Consider the following 16,447-nt stretch of genomic DNA (forward strand, 5'->3'; position numbering starts at 1 on the left):
ATGGCAAAACGTCAAAATACTAAGAAGCCAGTAGAAACGAAGAGCGTTCATATTCCTTATGAACTAAAGCTTCTACTGCTTCTTGCTTTTACCGTATTTTACATCTTAAGTATCTACTTTAACCTAGGTGGTTTACTAGGAAAAGTCTTACGTGAGGTCTCCTTTGGATTAAATGGCTTCACGGGCTTTTTCATGCCCTGGATTCTCTTTTTATTGATCCTCTTTAGCATCAATCCAAACTTTAAGTTCAAGCGCATCAAGCGCATTCTAGGCGTCGTCATGTTCTACCTGAGTTCGCTCTTTCTATCAGGACTCATTCACTACGAACAGATTCATACGCTCTTTACAAACTTTAAGCCCACGAGTGATTCATCGCTCTTTCTCGCTTCTTATCAGTCGGGACAGACCTTTGAAACGAGCGGTGCTTTAGGAAATCTCATCATCTACTACTTAGGTCGAATGATGGGTCCTACGGGAATCGCCATTCTCTTTAGTCTATTCGTTCTATTATGCTTCTACTTCTTCACAGGAATCACCTTTGGTGACATCAAAGAAAATGTCCAAAGGGTCCATGAAAAGAATCAGGAGAAGCGAAAGAAAGAAGCCGCAGAAGCTGTAGAAGTCGTTCAACGAGAGCCATATAAAGAACCAAAGATTCGTAATCATACCTTTGAAGGACAAAACTACGATCAGTTCCTCGTTCCAGATGAACCGAAAGAGAAACCTGTTAAAAAGGAAAAGCCTAAGGTTAAGAAAGAAGTGCCCACTGAAAAGCCTTTACCAGTCATCAAAGATCCCGTCGTAGAAAAGGTTCCAGAACCGACGGAAGAAGAGAAAAAAGAGGTTGAAGGTGAAATTGAAGAGGGCTTAAAAGAGAAGGTAGAAGAGTACAAGAAGCCTTCTTTAAACCTCTTAAATGTAGGAAAACAACCAACAGAAGACCGTGAAAAAGCACGTCAGATCATCATGGAAAAGGCCAAACGGCTTGAAACCATCTTAGAAAACTTCGGCGTTCATGCGAAGGTCGTAGAGATCACGCGAGGCCCCATCATTAACCGCTATGAGATTGAACTCGAACCGGGAACGAAGATTTCTAAGGTCGTAGGTCTTAGCGATGACCTCGCACTAAACCTCGCTGTAAGTCAAGTGCGTGTCGCACCGGTACCGGGTAAAGTTGCCGTAGGTATCGAAGTTCCGAATAATGAAAATGTCATGGTCGTCATTCGAGATATCCTAGCGAGTGAAGAATTCCAGACGAATAGTAGCATCTTAAAATTCGGTCTCGGTAAGGACGTGAGTGGTAAGAGCGTCGTCGTAGACTTAAGTAAAATGCCGCACTTACTCATCGCAGGTACGACGGGCTCTGGTAAGAGCGTCTGTGTAAATACGATCATCACATCGATTCTCTACAATGCAACCCCTGATGAAGTGAAGCTCTTAATGATCGACCCCAAGGTCGTAGAGCTCAATACCTATAATGGCATTCCACATCTCATTCTGCCTGTCGTCACAGACCCTAAGAAGGCTGCCATTGCCCTCGGTTGGGGTGTCAATGAAATGACCAAGCGCTATGAGTCGTTTGGTGAAACGGGATGTAAGGATTTAGATAGCTTCAATCAGAAGTTCCCAGAAGAAAAGCTTCCACGCATCGTCATCATTATCGACGAGTTGAGTGACCTCATGATGGTCGCACCAAACCAGGTGGAAGATGCCATCACTCGAATTGCTCAAATGGGTCGTGCTGCAGGTATCCACTTGATCGTAGCAACTCAGCGTCCTTCGGTCGATGTCATCACAGGTCTCATTAAAGCGAACATTCCATCTCGTATCGCCTTTGCCGTTTCTAGCGGTATCGATTCACGAACGATTCTAGACTCCGTAGGAGCAGAAAAGTTACTCGGTAAAGGAGATATGCTCTATCTTCCGATCGGAGCCAACCGACCACGACGTGTTCAAGGAGCCTTTATTAGCTCGGATGAGACAGAGGCCATTGTCGATTTCATTAAAAATCAGGGAATGGAGACAAATTACAACGAAGAGATCCTCACGAAAGCCGTCGCCAAAGAAGAACAAGATGAATTTGAAGACGAACTTTTAGAGGATGCCATTCAGCTCGTCATCGAGATGCGAAATGCCTCAGCGAGCATGCTACAAAGAAAATTTCGAATCGGCTATTCGAGAGCCGGAAGGCTCATCGACATGATGGAAGAGCGAGGTATCGTTGGACCTCCACAAGGTTCCAAGTCTCGCGATGTCTTAGTTGATTCGTTCGATACGGAGGAATAGATGAAAACCATTTACATGGATACTTTAGGTTGTTCCAAAAACCAAGTCGATTCCGATCGCATTCGAGCCCTTCTTGAAAAGAAGGGCTATCACTTTGTTCAGGAGAATGAAGCAGAGCTCATTCTCTTAAACACGTGTGGTTTCATCGAACCAGCCGTTCGAGAAGGAATCGATCGAATCTTAGAACTGAGTGAATACAAACAAGAAAAATGTAAGCGTCTCGTCGTCATGGGATGCATGGCAGAGCGCTATAAAGAAGAGCTAGAACGTGAACTTCCTGAAGTCGATGCCTTTTTAGGTACAGGGTACTTAGAAGGCGTCGTCGATTTTCTAGAAGGCAAGAAGAAAACGGGTTATGAAGCTCGCGATCACGAAGAGAAAGTTCAACTGTTGCCTTTTCTACCAACAAAGCACAGTGCTTTTTTAAAGATTGCAGAGGGCTGTGACAATCACTGTAGCTACTGCTTGATTCCAAAACTAAGAGGGACGTTTAGATCTCGCGCAGTAGATGAAATTGTACGAGAAGCAAAGGCTTTTTCAAGATTAGGCGTTAAAGAACTCATCTTGATCGCCCAGGATACCTCAAGATACGGGCTCGATATCGGAACAAACCTCATTACACTTCTTAAAGAACTCGATCAGATTGAAGGGATCGAATGGATCCGCTTAGAGTACGTCTATCCCGATAAGTTAGACGATACGATCATCGAAGAGCTCTCAAAGCTCAAGAAATTTGTTCCTTACTTCGACATTCCCATTCAGCATGTATCGAACCGTATCCTTAAGCTTATGAACAGACATACCGATAAAGAATCAATCGAATCGGTTCTTCAATCGATCCGTCGTCACTTTAAAGAATCGGCCATTCGAACGAGCATTATCGTGGGCTTTCCATCAGAAACCGATGAAGATTTTCACGAGCTCTTAACATTCATCGAGGAGCATCCCTTTGATCGATTGGGTACTTTTACTTACTGGGACGAAGAAGGAAGCGCAAGTAGTAAACTTCCAGAAAAAGTAGACCAAGAGACGAAGGAGAGAAGAAGAGATATTCTCATGACAAAGCAAGAGAGCATCTCAGAAGAACTCCTTTCAAAGCGGGTAGGTAAGATCTATGACGTCCTCGTCGATGAACCGGGAATCGCTAGGAGTGCCTTTGAATCCCCTGAAGTCGATGGCATTATTAGTATCGAGCCCGATATTCCTGTCGGAAGCTTTGTGAAGGTCAAGATCACCTCGAACACCGAGCACGACTTAGTAGGAGAAGTCTTATGAATACGCCAAATAAGTTGACCGTTTTACGAATGATTTTAGTTCCTATTTATGCAGTCGTTCTTTTTACGCTAAAAGAACCCGTCTGGGCTCTTCTCATCTTTCTCGTGGCTTCCTTTACCGACTTTTTAGATGGCTACCTCGCAAGAAAGATGAACCTCATTACAGACTTTGGAAAGTTCATGGATCCCTTAGCAGATAAGCTCCTTACGATTACAGCGTTTGTCATCTTTTCAAAGCTCGACATGATTTCGATCTACGTCGTACTCGTCATTATCGCAAGAGAGCTCATGATAAGCGTCTTTCGTGCTATTGCCGCTGGAAAGCAAGTGGTCCTTGCTGCAGGTAAGAGCGGTAAGCTAAAGACCGTTTTTCAGATCCTTACGATCATTGGTTTAAGTATTCTTCAGATTCTGGGTCAAAAGGAGCACGTGGTGACGAATGTTCTCATCATACTAACTCTCCTTTTAACGCTCTACTCTGGAACGGAATATATCCTCAAAAACAAAAGTGTATTGGAGGAAAAATGAAGCTATCGGTATTGAGTGTCGGTACGGAACTACTCACTGGAAAAGTCATTAATACGAATACGCATGCCATTGGCGCGTATCTTAAACGCATGGGTCATGAAATCGAGAGGCAAGTGGCCGTACACGACCGCGTAGAAGACATTCACCGTGCACTCGATTATCTCATTAAAAGTGACATTATCTTTGTCACAGGCGGTCTTGGACCCACACACGATGACCTCACAGAGCATGCCTTTGATCTCTATTTTCCTGGATTTAAAAAGACATCGATTGAGAACCATTGTGGAATAGCACCTGGTGTTCACTACACCGATGGTGAGAAGCATGTTATTTTAGTTCCAGGTCCCCCCAATGAATGCGAGGGAATGCTCTCTGAACTAGAACCGCTAATTGAAAAGGGAAATCTAGAGCGCATCGACTACAAGATCGCTGGACTCAATGAGAAGTACATCGAGGATCGCTTACTCGAGCACTTAAAAGAAGATGATTTTGCGACTTATGTAGGTAGTGGCGTTTGCACCGTTTGTTTGGAGCATCCCAATGATGAGCTTATGCGATCGCTCTTTGGAGCAAATTACGTAAATAACGATGGACGTTCACTCGAAGAGGCGACAATCGACCTTTTAAAGAAGCTAAAGCTTTCCATTCTCACGGTCGAGTCTGTCACTTGTGGCATGATTTCTTCTGCTCTCACATCCGTCTCTGGTTCGAGCGAAGTCGTCTATGGAAATATCTCTCCTTACATGGCTCTTGCCAAAGAAGAGATCTTAGGAATCGATCCCTTAGATGTTGAGCGCTACACGACCGTTAGTCCTGAGATGAGTCACCTCTTAGCAGAGAGTGCAAGCCGCTACGGAAGTGACCTCGTATTAGCTGTTACGGGTTATGCAGAGCACACGGATCCCGAGCTTCACGGACTCATTCACATGGAGCTAAAGACGCCTAGAGGAGTGGTTAAAGAAACGATCCGCTACAACTCGAAGTCGAGAGAGAGAAACCGTCTTCGCATGGTAAGCGGTGCCATCGAATTTCTCCGCGAAAAGCTCTTGCAATTCTACGAGGATCAAGTATAATAAAAGCGAACGTATGTTCTGTTAGGAGGTAAGATGTCCGAAAAAGAAAAGGCGCTGTCAAGTGTCCTCAGTCAAATTGAAAAGCAGTTCGGTAAGGGCTCTATCATGCGCTTAGGCGATAGACCCCTTGAAAACAATATCGATGTCATTCCCACAGGAAGTCTATCATTGGACTTAGCCATTGGTGTGGGTGGTATTCCGAGAGGCCGTGTGATTGAAATCTACGGTCCAGAAAGTAGTGGTAAGACGACCGTTACGCTACACGTCATTGCAGAAGCACAGCGTCTCGGCGGTACGGCTGCCTTTATCGATGCGGAACACGCACTCGATCCCGTCTATGCAAAAGCTATCGGTGTCGATACCGATAATCTCATCTTAAGCCAACCTGATACAGGTGAGCAGGCACTAGAAATTGTCGATGCGCTCGTAAGAAGTAATGCCATTGACATCATTGTCGTAGACAGTGTTGCAGCTCTCGTTCCGAAAGCAGAAATGACAGGGGAGATGGGAGATAGTCACATGGGACTTCAAGCTCGTCTCATGAGCCAAGCGTTAAGAAAGCTCACGCCTATCGTTTCAAAGAGTAATACGGCAATCATCTTTATTAACCAGCTTCGTATGAAGCTCGGCGTCATGTTCGGTAACCCTGAGACGACGACGGGTGGTAATGCCCTTAAGTTCTATTCTTCGCTTCGACTCGACGTCAGAAGAGTCGACTCCATCAAAGAGAGAGAAGATGTCATCGGTAACCGCACTCGAGTGAAGGTCGTAAAAAACAAGGTCGCACCTCCTTTTAAAAAGGCTGAGTTCGACATCATGTACGGCACAGGAATCTCTAAGATAGGAGACATTCTAGATGTCGCTACTGAAGATGAAATCGTACAAAAGAGTGGATCTTGGTATAGCTATAAAGAAGAAAAGCTAGGTCAAGGTAGAGAAAATACAAAGAAGTACTTAGAAGAAAATCCCGATCTTCTTAACGAAATTCTAACACTCGTCTATGAAAAACACGGAATCGTGCAAAAACCTAAAACAACGGCTGAATAAGCCGTTATTTTTTTCTACATGTTATTCACAAGCTATGATATACTAAAAATAGAATCTTGGAAAAGGAGGTGTCTAATGCCCCACTTCTCTCAAATTCTAGTAGCTATTCTAATCGCTATCGTAAGTTTAATTATTGGATACATGCTTCGTAAGAGCATTGCAGAAAAAAAGACCGGCTTAGCTGAAGAAAGAGCCGATCAAATCATCACTGATGCTAAAAAGAATGCTGAAAATTTGAAAAAAGAAAAAGTCTTTGAAGCGCAGGAAGAAATCCTGAAACTACGATCAGGCTTGGATAAAGAAACTAGAGAGCGTAGGACAGAGCTCCAGCTTTTTGAGCGCAGAAATCTTCAAAAGGAAGAGACGCTTGAACAAAAAAGCAAGGAGCTGGACAAAAAAGAAAAAGAGCAGAAAGCTCAAAGTACCAAATTAGATGAACTTCAATCTAAATTAGAAAGTCAAGTGGCTGCTCAGGAAGAAGAACTACAACGCGTCGCTTCCATGAGCCGTGAAGAAGCCAAAGATGTATTACTAAGTCAAGTTGATAAGACCCTCGATCGCGAGAAAGTACAGCGTATTCGCGACATGGAAGAAGAAATCAAAGAGAACGCTAAGGTCATGAGCCAAAAGATTCTCTCCAATACGATTCATCGCATTGCGAGCGACTTTGTCTCAGAGAATACCGTAAGCGTCGTTGAACTTCCAAGTGACGAGATGAAGGGCCGTATCATCGGCCGTGAAGGTCGAAATATTCGTTCCCTTGAAAAGGAAACAGGTGTAGACCTCATCATCGACGACACACCAGAAGCAGTTATTCTTTCAAGTTTTGACCCAGTGCGTCGTGAAATTACTCGTCTCGCTCTTGAAAAACTCATCGCTGATGGTCGAATTCACCCGGCACGTATTGAAGAAATGGTCAATAAGAGCCGTAAAGAAGTCGAAGAGAAGATGAAAGAAGAAGGTAAGAATGCCGTCTTCGAACTAGAACTCAACCGCGTTCATCCAGAACTCGTTAAAATGATCGGTCGTCTCCAATTCCGTACAAGTTACGGTCAAAACGTCTTAAAGCACTCCATTGAAGTTGCTAAGATCGCAGGCATGCTTGCAAAAGAACTCGGCGGAAATGTCCGTGTAGCAAAGCGTGCAGGTCTCTTACACGACATTGGTAAAGCCATCGATACGGATCAAGAAGGAACACATATTGATCTCGGTATGCAGGCTCTTAAGAAGTTTGGTGAAAGTGAAGAAGTCATCCATGCGATGAGTACTCACCACGGAGACTTTGAGCCACAGACCATTGAAGCTGAAATCGTCACAGCAGCTGATGCCATCAGTGCTGCAAGACCTGGTGCAAGAAGAGAATCGCTCTCGAACTACATCAAACGTCTCGAAGCACTTGAGACGATTGCAGATAGCTATGAAGGCGTAGAAAAGAGCTTCGCTATTCAAGCAGGTCGTGAAGTCCGCGTCATGGTTATTCCTGAAAAGATCACCGATGAAAAGATGGTTCTACTTGCTAGAGACATCGCTCATCAAATTGAAGAAGAGATGGATTATCCAGGACAAGTCAAGGTCAATGTGATTCGAGAATCAAGAGTCACTGATATTGCAAAATAAAGCGCATTCATTGCGCTTTTTTTTCTTTCCCTGCTTGCTACTTTCCCAAAATATAGGTACAATGGTTGTTAGACGTATTACTGTTTGAAAGCCCAACTAAGTAGCAAGTTCAAGGAGCGACCATGACACCATTAAGCATTCAAGTGCAAAAATTGTCTCGAATGATTGAAACTGTTTTCGAGGATAAGTTGACCCGCACAACCTTACAGCGTGGTCAGTATATTTATCTTCTCTATCTTCAACAAAACGATGGATCCAACCAATACGATATTTCAAGGGATCTCTTTATCGATAAGACGACGGTTGCCAAAGCGTTAAAGAAGATGGAAGATTCTGGAATCATCTCTAGACGCACGGATGCCCATGATAAGAGAAAAGTCAATGTTCATCTGACCGCCAAAGGAAAGCTTTTATATAACGACGTGGCAAAGATTGCCAACGAAGTTGAAAGCATGATGATTAAAAACATCGCTTCCGAGCATCAGGTGGCTTTTGGTGAGCTTCTAACGATCTTTAACGATGAACTCGACCTTCACTGGTGTGACATTAAAAACTACAAGGGTTCGAGTGTCTTCAATCTCGCTTCTCAAGAAGACTATCAACGCCTTCAAGAACGAAGTGGTCTGCACCTAGAAGAAGGCGAACAGATCTATGCTGAGTTCTTCGACAAGTACTTGCTCAACTGGTTACGCTTTAGCTACAAACCACAACAGGATGCTTCTCAGGTGGAGGAGATGAACTTCCACTCTATAAGTGATACGATCATCGACGGTATGAATCTCATTAAAAACTTTGAGACTTGGCACTTTGCCAACCATACGGGACCGATCTTTGTTCGAATTCCAGACGGCTCCATCGATGAACAAAAGCTCCTTCATAAGAATGGTTATACTTTCCATCACTACGATAAGACCGTTAATGGTACGGTTCTTACGTACGAAAAAAAGAAACTAAAATAACGATCGAATAAGGTGCAATTCCTTAACAGCCCCCGCTACTGTATAGTCAGACCGAAACTGGCGGGATGGTCGACGAAAGGACGAGCTGCCAGCGAGCAGCTCATTTTTAATTATGAAAAATTTAATGTTTCAAGGAACGGCTTCTTCTGTAGGTAAGAGCCTATTAACAGCAGGATTTTTAAGAATCCTATCGAACGAGGGCTACCACGTAGCTCCCTTTAAAAGTCAAAACATGAGCCTCAATAGCTTTGTCACTCAGGCAGGTCTAGAGCTTGGAAGAGCACAGGCTATGCAAGCTGAGGCTGCACGCATCGCACCCGATGCTGCGATGAATCCTATTCTCATGAAGCCCACGGGACACATGGGTAGTCAAATTGTCATCATGGGAAAAGTCGCCGGTAACTACAGCGCAAGAGACTATTACCGTGAAAAGGAGAAGTGGCGAGGCGTCGTTGTTGATGCCTACGAATCGCTTCGAAAGGCACATGACGGCATCGTCATAGAAGGCGCGGGCTCTCCCGCAGAGATCAACCTCCGCTCAGGAGACCTCGTGAACATGGGCTTCGCAGAGCTCGTAGATGCTCCTGTTATCCTTATCGGAGATATTGACAGAGGCGGTGTCTTTGCGTCTCTTTATGGCACGGTAAAGCTCTTAAGTGAGAGCGATCAAAAGCGCATCAAAGGCTTTATTATTAATAAATTTAGAGGCGATGTGACGCTACTAGAACCTGGCATAAAAATGATCGAAGAGAAGCTAGGTATCCCTTGTGTAGGTGTACTTCCTCATGAACCCTTCCAACTCGATGAAGAGGATTCTGTCACCTTAAAGACGGTAAAAAAAGAGCATCCTTTACTCAAGGTTGCTGTCATTCGTACGCCCTCTATGTCAAACTTCACGGACTTTGAAGCCTTCAATGCCGACAAAGACTTTGAACTCCACTACATAAAGCCATCTGAGAGAGGCGAGTACGACCTTTACATTCTTCCTGGAACAAAGACGACGCTTTCAGACTATGAAAAGATGGAAGACGATCTAAGAAAACTCGTAGAATACCTCAAAGAAAAGAAGATCCCTCTCATCGGAATATGCGGGGGCTATCAGATGCTTGGAAGAAAGGTCACCGATCCAGAAGGCGTGGAAGGAAAATTAAAAGAACGTGAGACGCTAGGGCTCATTCCCATGGAAACAGTGATGCGAGAAACGAAACGCACCTGTCTTTCAACCTTCCCCTATAAAGGAAAGACTGTTACGGGCTACGAAATTCACATGGGTGAGAGTATCTATTCAGAACCTGTAAAAGAACTTCTCGAAGGAGAAGGTTACATCAGTGAAGACGGGCTCGTCATGGGTACGTACCTCCACGGCATCTTAGAAGATGACGTCTTTCGTAATGAACTAAAAAAAGAGCTCTTAAAGAAAAAAGGCATCGAAACGTGCGAAACCTTTTCCTATAGTGAGCTAAAAGACAGCGAACTAAACCGCCTGGCAGAGCACATGAAAGCACACCTAAATATCGACTTCCTAAAGGAACTCATGGGCATATGATGGTCGCCATTAGCTTAGCCGTAGACACTTTCTTTAAGGACCCTCAGAGTGCTTTTCATCCCATTGCCCTCATCGGTCGCCTCATAAGTTTTCTTGAAAAAAGACTCTATCCCATAAAGAACAAAAGGGTAGGAGGCGTACTCCTTTGGATCTTTACGGTCCTGATCGCTGAACTCATTACACTACCTTTTTACTTTTTAAAAGGCCCCTACCGAATCTTCGTCTTCAGTCTCTTTAGCTTCTTTTTACTCTCCGGTAAAACCCTTCGAGACGTTTCTTCTGAACTTGAAGTGAGTTTAAAGACCGAACCGATTGAAAGGTCAAGAGAACGCATCTCGATGTACGTGGGAAGAGAGACTTCAGAATTAAGTGAAAAGGACATCCAAAAGGCTGTCGTCGAGACATTAGCAGAAAATAGTATCGATGGCATCTTTGCCCCCTTTTTCTACTTAATCCTTGGAGAACTACTAGGGATCGGCTTTAGCCTAGCACTCCTTTATAAAGTAACGAATACACTCGACTCCATGGTAGGCTACAGAAACGATAAGTATCTCGACTTTGGTCGCTTTAGCGCCAGGTTCGATGACCTATTAAACCTCATTCCAGCACGCATCGGATCCATCGTTCTACTCTTTAGTGGACTAATCTCTGGGCTCGACTTTAAAGAAGGACTTCGTATCTTTTTACGCGACCGTAAAAAGCACCTTTCTCCAAATTCAGCTCATCCTGAGAGTGTGGCTGCTGGACTCCTTCGCGTCACCCTTGGAGGAGCGCATACCTACCACGGAAAAGTGGTCGAAAAACCAACTCTTGGTGACTTCGACGAGTGGGATGGAACGACCCTTCGAAAGACCAACCATCTGCTTCTCGTCTTTGAGCTCACCTTACTCGTCATCGCCTTACTGGGAGAACTATTATGAATTTTCACGGTGGAAGTGGTTCCAAAGATCTCATAGACTTCAGCGTTAACGTCAATCGGACGAAAAAAAGTGAACACATTCGAAAAATCTACGAAGAAACATTCGATCATCTTCACGAGTATCCATCGATCGATCAAGCGGATCTTATAGAGGCACTTTCTGACCATTATGGAATCGATAAAACCCGCTTAATCGTAGGTAATGGTGTGACGGAACTGATGTTTCTTTTAGCACGTAACCTTAAGCTTAAGACGATAGGAATTTTCGAACCGACTTATTCAGAATATAGGAGAGCCTTTGAGCTCGCTGGTACGAAAGTCGTATCCCTCCAGTATCCTAAAATCATTCCCTTAGATGGTTACATCCTCTGTAACCCCAATAATCCTACAGGTACGTATGAACGGGAAATCGATGCTCTCTTAGCTACAGGAAAACCTGTCATTTTAGATGAATCCTTTCTAGACTTTGTAGAAGATCCCGTAAGCTTTTCAAGCCCAAATCTTATAAAGCTTCATTCTTTGACGAAGTACTTTGGTATCGCTGGTCTTCGCATAGGTTTTATCGAGGGAGAGCCTTCGCTCATAGAGTCCCTCTTTAAAGAAAAGGAACCCTGGACTGTAAACAGTGTCGCAGAAGCGCTGTTAGAGCCTTTATTAAAAGACACCTCTTTTCACGAAAAGACGAAAGAGTGGCTAAGAGAAGAGCGCGCTTATCTAAAGCGTGAACTTCCTATGATAAAAGGCGGGGAAGCCAACTTCTTTCTTCTAGAAAGCGAGAAGGAACTCTTTGAACCGCTTAAGGAAAAGGGGATCTACGTGAGACCTTGTAAGGACTTTTCAGGTCTAGCTAAGCACAGCATTCGATTTTGCATCCATTCCCACGAAAACAATGTCCTTCTTGTGAAGGCGTTAAAGGAGATCTTATGATTCGAATCATTTTAGGGGGAGCGAGGAGTGGAAAGAGCACCTACGCTCAAAACCTCATCCATTCCGATTCCGTCACCTACGTTGCAACATCCATTCCCTTTGACGATGGGATGAAGCATCGCATCAAACTGCATCAAGAGAGTCGCCCAAAAATCTGGAAGACAGTCGAAAAGTATAAGGGCTTTTCTGAGCCTTTTGATACTGACATTGTCTTAGTTGACTGTCTGACACTCATGGTTTCAAACCTTTTAATGGAAGCCCATGAAGACTTTGATAAAGTGTCTCCTGAAGAACTACAAGAGACGGAGGAGCACATTAAAGAAGAGATTCTTGCTCTCATCGAATGTGCGAAAGGGAAGGATCTCATCATCGTATCGAATGAAGTGGGACTCGGTCTCGCTTCTCCTTATAGCCTAGGAAACGCCTTCCGTGACATCTCAGGCCGCATGAATCAGCTCGTCGCTCGTTTAAGCGATGAAGCGTATTTCATGGTATCGGGTCTTCCTATGAGGTTAAAATGATTCCCATATTACAGCATCTCTTTAGCTTCTTTAGCATCATTCCCGTAGGAAAGTACGATTACGACGAAGAAAAGTACAGAAAAGCACTCTACGGCATGGGGCTCGTAGGAGTCGTACTGAGTTTCTTTCTTCTTATCGTCTACTATCTCTTTCAGGACCTTACAGCGCTTCAACCCATCATGCTCCTTTTAACTTATGTCCTTCTAAGCGGTGGCATCCACTTAGATGGCTATAGTGATACACTTGATGGAATCCTTTCACGCTCCAGTCGCGAAAGAACGCTTGAAATTATGAAGGACTCTAGGCTTGGAACCTTCGGCATGTTAGGACTCTTCTTTTTACTGATCCTCTACATCGTGCTACTCTATGACGCATCGAAAGCCTTTTTACTCTTTCCGATCGTTGGAAGATTCAATGCCCATCTATCGAACGTAAAGCATCACTATGCCAGAGAAAAGGGAATGGGAAAGCTCTTTATGGAAGAAGACTTTCTACCGCTTCTCTTTCTAGAGACGGCGATCTTCTCTGGAATCGTGATCTTCTTACTGCGTTTTGATTACTTTGTCGTTCTATCGCTCCTTGTAAGCTACCTCTCAACGCTTCTCATGGTTTTCTTCTTCGAAAGAAAACTCGGCGGCATGACAGGAGATACGGTAGGCTTTTCGATCGAATTCAGTCAGCTTGTATACCTCTTTTTGCTATACCTTTGGAGGTAAGATGATACTCATTCGACACCCGAACACGCTAGCCAACGAGTCAAAGCGCTTTCCTACGCCCGATGTAGAATACTCGGAGCTTGGTAAAGAACAATATGACGCCCTTTTGGAAAAAGACATCACGGGAACCATCATCTATTCATCGCCTTATAGGCGCTGCCTACTTCTTGCAACTGCTCTTTTTAAGAAACTTCAGGTGCCACTCGTCGTAGACCACAGACTTCGAGAGATCGACTGTGGCGACTTCATCGGTTACACCTTTGAAGAGATTGAAGAACGCTTCCCAGAGGAAGTCGAAGAGTGGATGAAGCTAAAGGAGAGCTTTCGTTATCCTAACGGCGAGAGTTTAGATGAACTCCATTCCAGGGTAGAGTCCTTTATGAAAGACCTCCCTAAGGGAGCTATCGTGATTACCCATCAGGCCGTACTCTACTTTTTAAGTCAAAAGAAACAAGACACCCAAACGTTTGAAACAGGAGAGATGAGGACGTATGAAGATTAGTAGAATTCGAGATCTTTCGCTCGTAGAAACGAAAAAACGCTTGCTCTTTGCAACCGATTCAGCAGGAAGTATCGGAGAAAAAGAAACCGATCAAGTTCAAACAGATCCTAAGATCACTGGCTTTTATCTTGCAAGAGTCCCGATTCTAGAACTCCTCTGCCACGGAGCCTTCCCAAAGAGTTTCATCTTAGATAGCTGTAATGAGTGGGAACCCACGACAAAGAGACTCAACGAAGGCGTTATGGAAGCCTTTGACGGCCTTGAGATCGATCCGAGCTACATTAATGGTTCGACCGAAGAGAACATGAAAAGCCACATGACAGCGGCAGCCATTACTGTCTTTGGAGAAGTGGAAGACGATTGGACTCCTCATAACGTAAAGAGTGGCGAATACGTCTACATGATCGGTGAACCCTATGTCGGTAATGACGTTCTTAAAAATCACGACATCATTATAAGTACCAAGGAAGTTCTTTCCCTTCGAAAGAACCCTGTAATAAATGTCATGATTCCACTCGGTTCGAGAGGAGCCCTTCATGAACTCGAAGAACTCGGTGCACCGTACACGCTTCTAACAGAAGAGCCTTTAGACATATCAGCCGGTCCCTCGACGGCACTTATCTTTACATCCTTTGAAGAACTCTCAAGCTTTAAAGATTTCGGGCAACCAGTCCGTTTGATCGCGAAAGTGAACTGATAAACGCATGAAATACTTACTACATTCATCCACCGATCCCTATTTTAATCACGCCTTAGAAGAGTACCTGCTTCGAAAAAAGAGTGATGAATTCGTGATGCTCTGGAGAAATGTTCCCACAGTCCTTCTAGGGCGCCATCAGATTGCAAAAAAAGAGGTCGATCTATCCTTCTTAAAAGAGAACGACATTAAGCTTGTTAGGAGACTCTCCGGAGGCGGTGCCGTCTACAACGACCTCTCCAACTTCAACTTCAGCTTTATCGTCAATAATCGTGAGGACGATTCCTTTCGAAGCTTTGCAGAAGTCCTCGTTAAAGCCATGCACTCCTTTGGCATCAACCTTCGCTTTTCCGGAAGAAACGACCTCCTTTTAAACCAAAAGAAGGTGAGTGGCAATGCTCAGTACCATGCGAGTAAGCGCATGCTTCACCATGGAACGGTACTCTATGATGTAAACGAAGTCTTTATGCAACGAGCCCTCACGGTAAGAGGGGAAAAGTATCAAGGTCGCGCAGTTGAAAGCGTACGCTCTCGTGTTACGACTATTCGCCATGAAGCTCATCGAAGTGAGACGCCAGAAGAGTTCTTTAAGCTCCTACAAAATCGACTCATTCAGCTTTTAGGTTGCGATGAGATCGTAACCCTCACGGAAGATGACCTAAAAGCCATTGAAACCATTCGAGAAGAGCGTTTTCTAACACATGAATGGAATTACGGGAAGGATTCCGACGAAACGAGAAAGACCGTAAAGCACGCCTATGGCCTCCTCGATATCGAAGTTCAGACAAAAAGTGGTATTATTACTAAGATAACGTTTGATGGTGACTTTTTCTCAAAGCTCGAAGTGAGTGAGCTCGAAGAAAAACTCACCCATATCCCTTTCGATAGAAAGAGCATTGAAAGAGCGCTAAGCGATGTCGATGTAGATGATTACATTCGAGGAGCTAGCTTAGAAGAGCTCGTGGAGGATATCATAAATGAATCTTAGAAAACCAGTCTGGTTAAGAAAAAAGACGGAGATCACAAGAACGTCGAAGGAAGTCTTAACGGTCATCGATGAATTAAAGCTTCATACCGTTTGCTTAGAAGCCAATTGTCCCAATCAGATGGAATGCCATGCCAGAGGTACGGCGACCTTTCTGATCCTAGGAAGAAACTGCACTCGAAACTGTACCTTTTGTAATGTAGAGCGCAGTGAACCGGATCCCTTTGATCCAGAGGAGCCAAAGCGCGTTGCAGAAGCTGTAAAGCGCATGGGATTAAAGCATGCAGTCATTACATCCGTCACAAGAGATGATCTTCCCGACGGTGGTGCAGGTGCTTTCCGAGATGTCATTTTAGAAATTAGAAAGCTCGATCCTAAGATTACGGTTGAAGTCTTAATACCAGACCTTAAAGGCGATGAAGAATCCCTTCGACTCGTAGTCGATGCAAAACCTGACGTCTTAAACCACAACGTTGAAACCGTCCCTTCACTTTATTCTAAAGTGCGCCCCATGGCAGACTTCGAGAGGAGCCTTTCGATCTTTCGAATGGCAAAAAATATGGATCCAAGCATCTTAACGAAATCTGGAATGATGCTAGGGTTAGGGGAGACGACAGAAGAGGTTTTAGAAGCACTTAAGAGACTAAAAGACGCTGGCTGTGATCTCTTAACACTTGGTCAGTACCTAAGGCCGAGTGAAAGACACATCGAGCTCGTCGAATACATTACACCAGAAAAATTCTTAGAATATAAAGAAAAAGCCCTTGAAATGGGCTTTAAGGGCGTAGAGAGCGGTCCTTTTGTAAGAAGCTCTTATCACGCTGAAGAACTACTGTAACTTAAAAGGTCC

The 16,447-nt window shown here is 44.3% G+C and carries 16 protein-coding genes; all 16 read left to right on the top strand.

From position 1 onward, the window contains the following. Complete coding sequence (locus tag ACUB3H_RS00980) at window positions 1-2,286, top strand: FtsK/SpoIIIE family DNA translocase (protein ID WP_459128780.1); 2,286 nt, start codon at window positions 1-3, stop codon at window positions 2,284-2,286. Beyond that, complete coding sequence (gene rimO / locus ACUB3H_RS00985; RefSeq protein ID WP_459128781.1) at window positions 2,287-3,561, top strand: 30S ribosomal protein S12 methylthiotransferase RimO; 1,275 nt, start codon at window positions 2,287-2,289, stop codon at window positions 3,559-3,561. Next, a complete protein-coding gene (pgsA, locus tag ACUB3H_RS00990) occupies window positions 3,558-4,088 on the top strand; it encodes a CDP-diacylglycerol--glycerol-3-phosphate 3-phosphatidyltransferase (protein ID WP_459128782.1) in 531 nt (176 codons plus the stop codon). The genes rimO and pgsA overlap by 4 nt, the downstream gene beginning before the upstream one ends. After that, entirely contained in the window at window positions 4,085-5,161 is a 1,077-nt protein-coding gene (locus ACUB3H_RS00995; protein ID WP_459128783.1) for a molybdopterin-binding protein, read from the top strand. The genes pgsA and ACUB3H_RS00995 overlap by 4 nt, the downstream gene beginning before the upstream one ends. A gap of 33 nt (window positions 5,162-5,194) precedes the next feature. Continuing rightward, a complete protein-coding gene (gene recA, locus ACUB3H_RS01000) occupies window positions 5,195-6,208 on the top strand; it encodes a recombinase RecA (RefSeq protein WP_459128784.1) in 1,014 nt (337 codons plus the stop codon). Between the two features lie 75 nt (window positions 6,209-6,283). After that, entirely contained in the window at window positions 6,284-7,825 is a 1,542-nt protein-coding gene (rny, locus tag ACUB3H_RS01005) for a ribonuclease Y (protein ID WP_459128785.1), read from the top strand. Between the two features lie 188 nt (window positions 7,826-8,013). Continuing rightward, window positions 8,014-8,784, top strand: a complete 771-nt coding sequence (locus ACUB3H_RS01010; protein ID WP_459128786.1) for a MarR family winged helix-turn-helix transcriptional regulator — start codon at window positions 8,014-8,016, stop codon at window positions 8,782-8,784. 112 nt (window positions 8,785-8,896) lie between these two features. Then, entirely contained in the window at window positions 8,897-10,330 is a 1,434-nt protein-coding gene (locus tag ACUB3H_RS01015) for a cobyric acid synthase (RefSeq protein ID WP_459128787.1), read from the top strand. Continuing rightward, window positions 10,327-11,250 carry an adenosylcobinamide-phosphate synthase CbiB gene (gene cbiB, locus ACUB3H_RS01020; protein WP_459128788.1) on the top strand — a complete coding sequence of 308 codons (924 nt, stop codon included), beginning with the start codon at window positions 10,327-10,329 and terminating at the stop codon, window positions 11,248-11,250. The genes ACUB3H_RS01015 and cbiB overlap by 4 nt, the downstream gene beginning before the upstream one ends. Further along, entirely contained in the window at window positions 11,247-12,176 is a 930-nt protein-coding gene (locus ACUB3H_RS01025; protein ID WP_459128789.1) for a threonine-phosphate decarboxylase, read from the top strand. Before cbiB ends, ACUB3H_RS01025 begins: the two co-directional genes overlap by 4 nt. Beyond that, window positions 12,173-12,697, top strand: a complete 525-nt coding sequence (gene cobU, locus ACUB3H_RS01030; protein ID WP_459128790.1) for a bifunctional adenosylcobinamide kinase/adenosylcobinamide-phosphate guanylyltransferase — start codon at window positions 12,173-12,175, stop codon at window positions 12,695-12,697. The genes ACUB3H_RS01025 and cobU overlap by 4 nt, the downstream gene beginning before the upstream one ends. Beyond that, complete coding sequence (gene cobS / locus ACUB3H_RS01035) at window positions 12,694-13,413, top strand: adenosylcobinamide-GDP ribazoletransferase (protein WP_459128791.1); 720 nt, start codon at window positions 12,694-12,696, stop codon at window positions 13,411-13,413. Before cobU ends, cobS begins: the two co-directional genes overlap by 4 nt. 1 nt (window position 13,414) lies before the next feature. After that, a complete protein-coding gene (locus ACUB3H_RS01040; RefSeq protein ID WP_459128792.1) occupies window positions 13,415-13,915 on the top strand; it encodes a histidine phosphatase family protein in 501 nt (166 codons plus the stop codon). Continuing rightward, entirely contained in the window at window positions 13,905-14,612 is a 708-nt protein-coding gene (locus ACUB3H_RS01045) for a hypothetical protein (RefSeq protein WP_459128793.1), read from the top strand. Before ACUB3H_RS01040 ends, ACUB3H_RS01045 begins: the two co-directional genes overlap by 11 nt. 7 nt (window positions 14,613-14,619) lie before the next feature. Beyond that, window positions 14,620-15,600, top strand: coding sequence for a lipoate--protein ligase (locus ACUB3H_RS01050; RefSeq protein ID WP_459128794.1), 981 nt, complete (start codon window positions 14,620-14,622; stop codon window positions 15,598-15,600). Next, window positions 15,590-16,435 (top strand): lipoyl synthase, encoded by an 846-nt coding sequence (gene lipA / locus ACUB3H_RS01055; protein WP_459128795.1) that lies wholly within the window; start codon window positions 15,590-15,592, stop codon window positions 16,433-16,435. Before ACUB3H_RS01050 ends, lipA begins: the two co-directional genes overlap by 11 nt. The last annotated feature ends 12 nt before the right edge of the window (window positions 16,436-16,447 follow it).

The sequence above is a fragment of the Guggenheimella bovis genome, assembly GCF_054492335.1.

What these genes read in the sequence shown, in the direction of transcription:
- ACUB3H_RS00980 (WP_459128780.1), top strand. Translation starts at nt 1, where the DNA reads ATGGCAAAACGTCAAAATACTAAGAAGCCAGTAGAAACGAAGAGCGTT.
- rimO (WP_459128781.1), top strand. Translation starts at nt 2,287, where the DNA reads ATGAAAACCATTTACATGGATACTTTAGGTTGTTCCAAAAACCAAGTC.
- pgsA (WP_459128782.1), top strand. Translation starts at nt 3,558, where the DNA reads ATGAATACGCCAAATAAGTTGACCGTTTTACGAATGATTTTAGTTCCT.
- ACUB3H_RS00995 (WP_459128783.1), top strand. Translation starts at nt 4,085, where the DNA reads ATGAAGCTATCGGTATTGAGTGTCGGTACGGAACTACTCACTGGAAAA.
- recA (WP_459128784.1), top strand. Translation starts at nt 5,195, where the DNA reads ATGTCCGAAAAAGAAAAGGCGCTGTCAAGTGTCCTCAGTCAAATTGAA.
- rny (WP_459128785.1), top strand. Translation starts at nt 6,284, where the DNA reads ATGCCCCACTTCTCTCAAATTCTAGTAGCTATTCTAATCGCTATCGTA.
- ACUB3H_RS01015 (WP_459128787.1), top strand. Translation starts at nt 8,897, where the DNA reads ATGAAAAATTTAATGTTTCAAGGAACGGCTTCTTCTGTAGGTAAGAGC.
- cbiB (WP_459128788.1), top strand. Translation starts at nt 10,327, where the DNA reads ATGATGGTCGCCATTAGCTTAGCCGTAGACACTTTCTTTAAGGACCCT.
- ACUB3H_RS01025 (WP_459128789.1), top strand. Translation starts at nt 11,247, where the DNA reads ATGAATTTTCACGGTGGAAGTGGTTCCAAAGATCTCATAGACTTCAGC.
- cobU (WP_459128790.1), top strand. Translation starts at nt 12,173, where the DNA reads ATGATTCGAATCATTTTAGGGGGAGCGAGGAGTGGAAAGAGCACCTAC.
- cobS (WP_459128791.1), top strand. Translation starts at nt 12,694, where the DNA reads ATGATTCCCATATTACAGCATCTCTTTAGCTTCTTTAGCATCATTCCC.
- ACUB3H_RS01040 (WP_459128792.1), top strand. Translation starts at nt 13,415, where the DNA reads ATGATACTCATTCGACACCCGAACACGCTAGCCAACGAGTCAAAGCGC.
- ACUB3H_RS01045 (WP_459128793.1), top strand. Translation starts at nt 13,905, where the DNA reads ATGAAGATTAGTAGAATTCGAGATCTTTCGCTCGTAGAAACGAAAAAA.
- ACUB3H_RS01050 (WP_459128794.1), top strand. Translation starts at nt 14,620, where the DNA reads ATGAAATACTTACTACATTCATCCACCGATCCCTATTTTAATCACGCC.
- lipA (WP_459128795.1), top strand. Translation starts at nt 15,590, where the DNA reads ATGAATCTTAGAAAACCAGTCTGGTTAAGAAAAAAGACGGAGATCACA.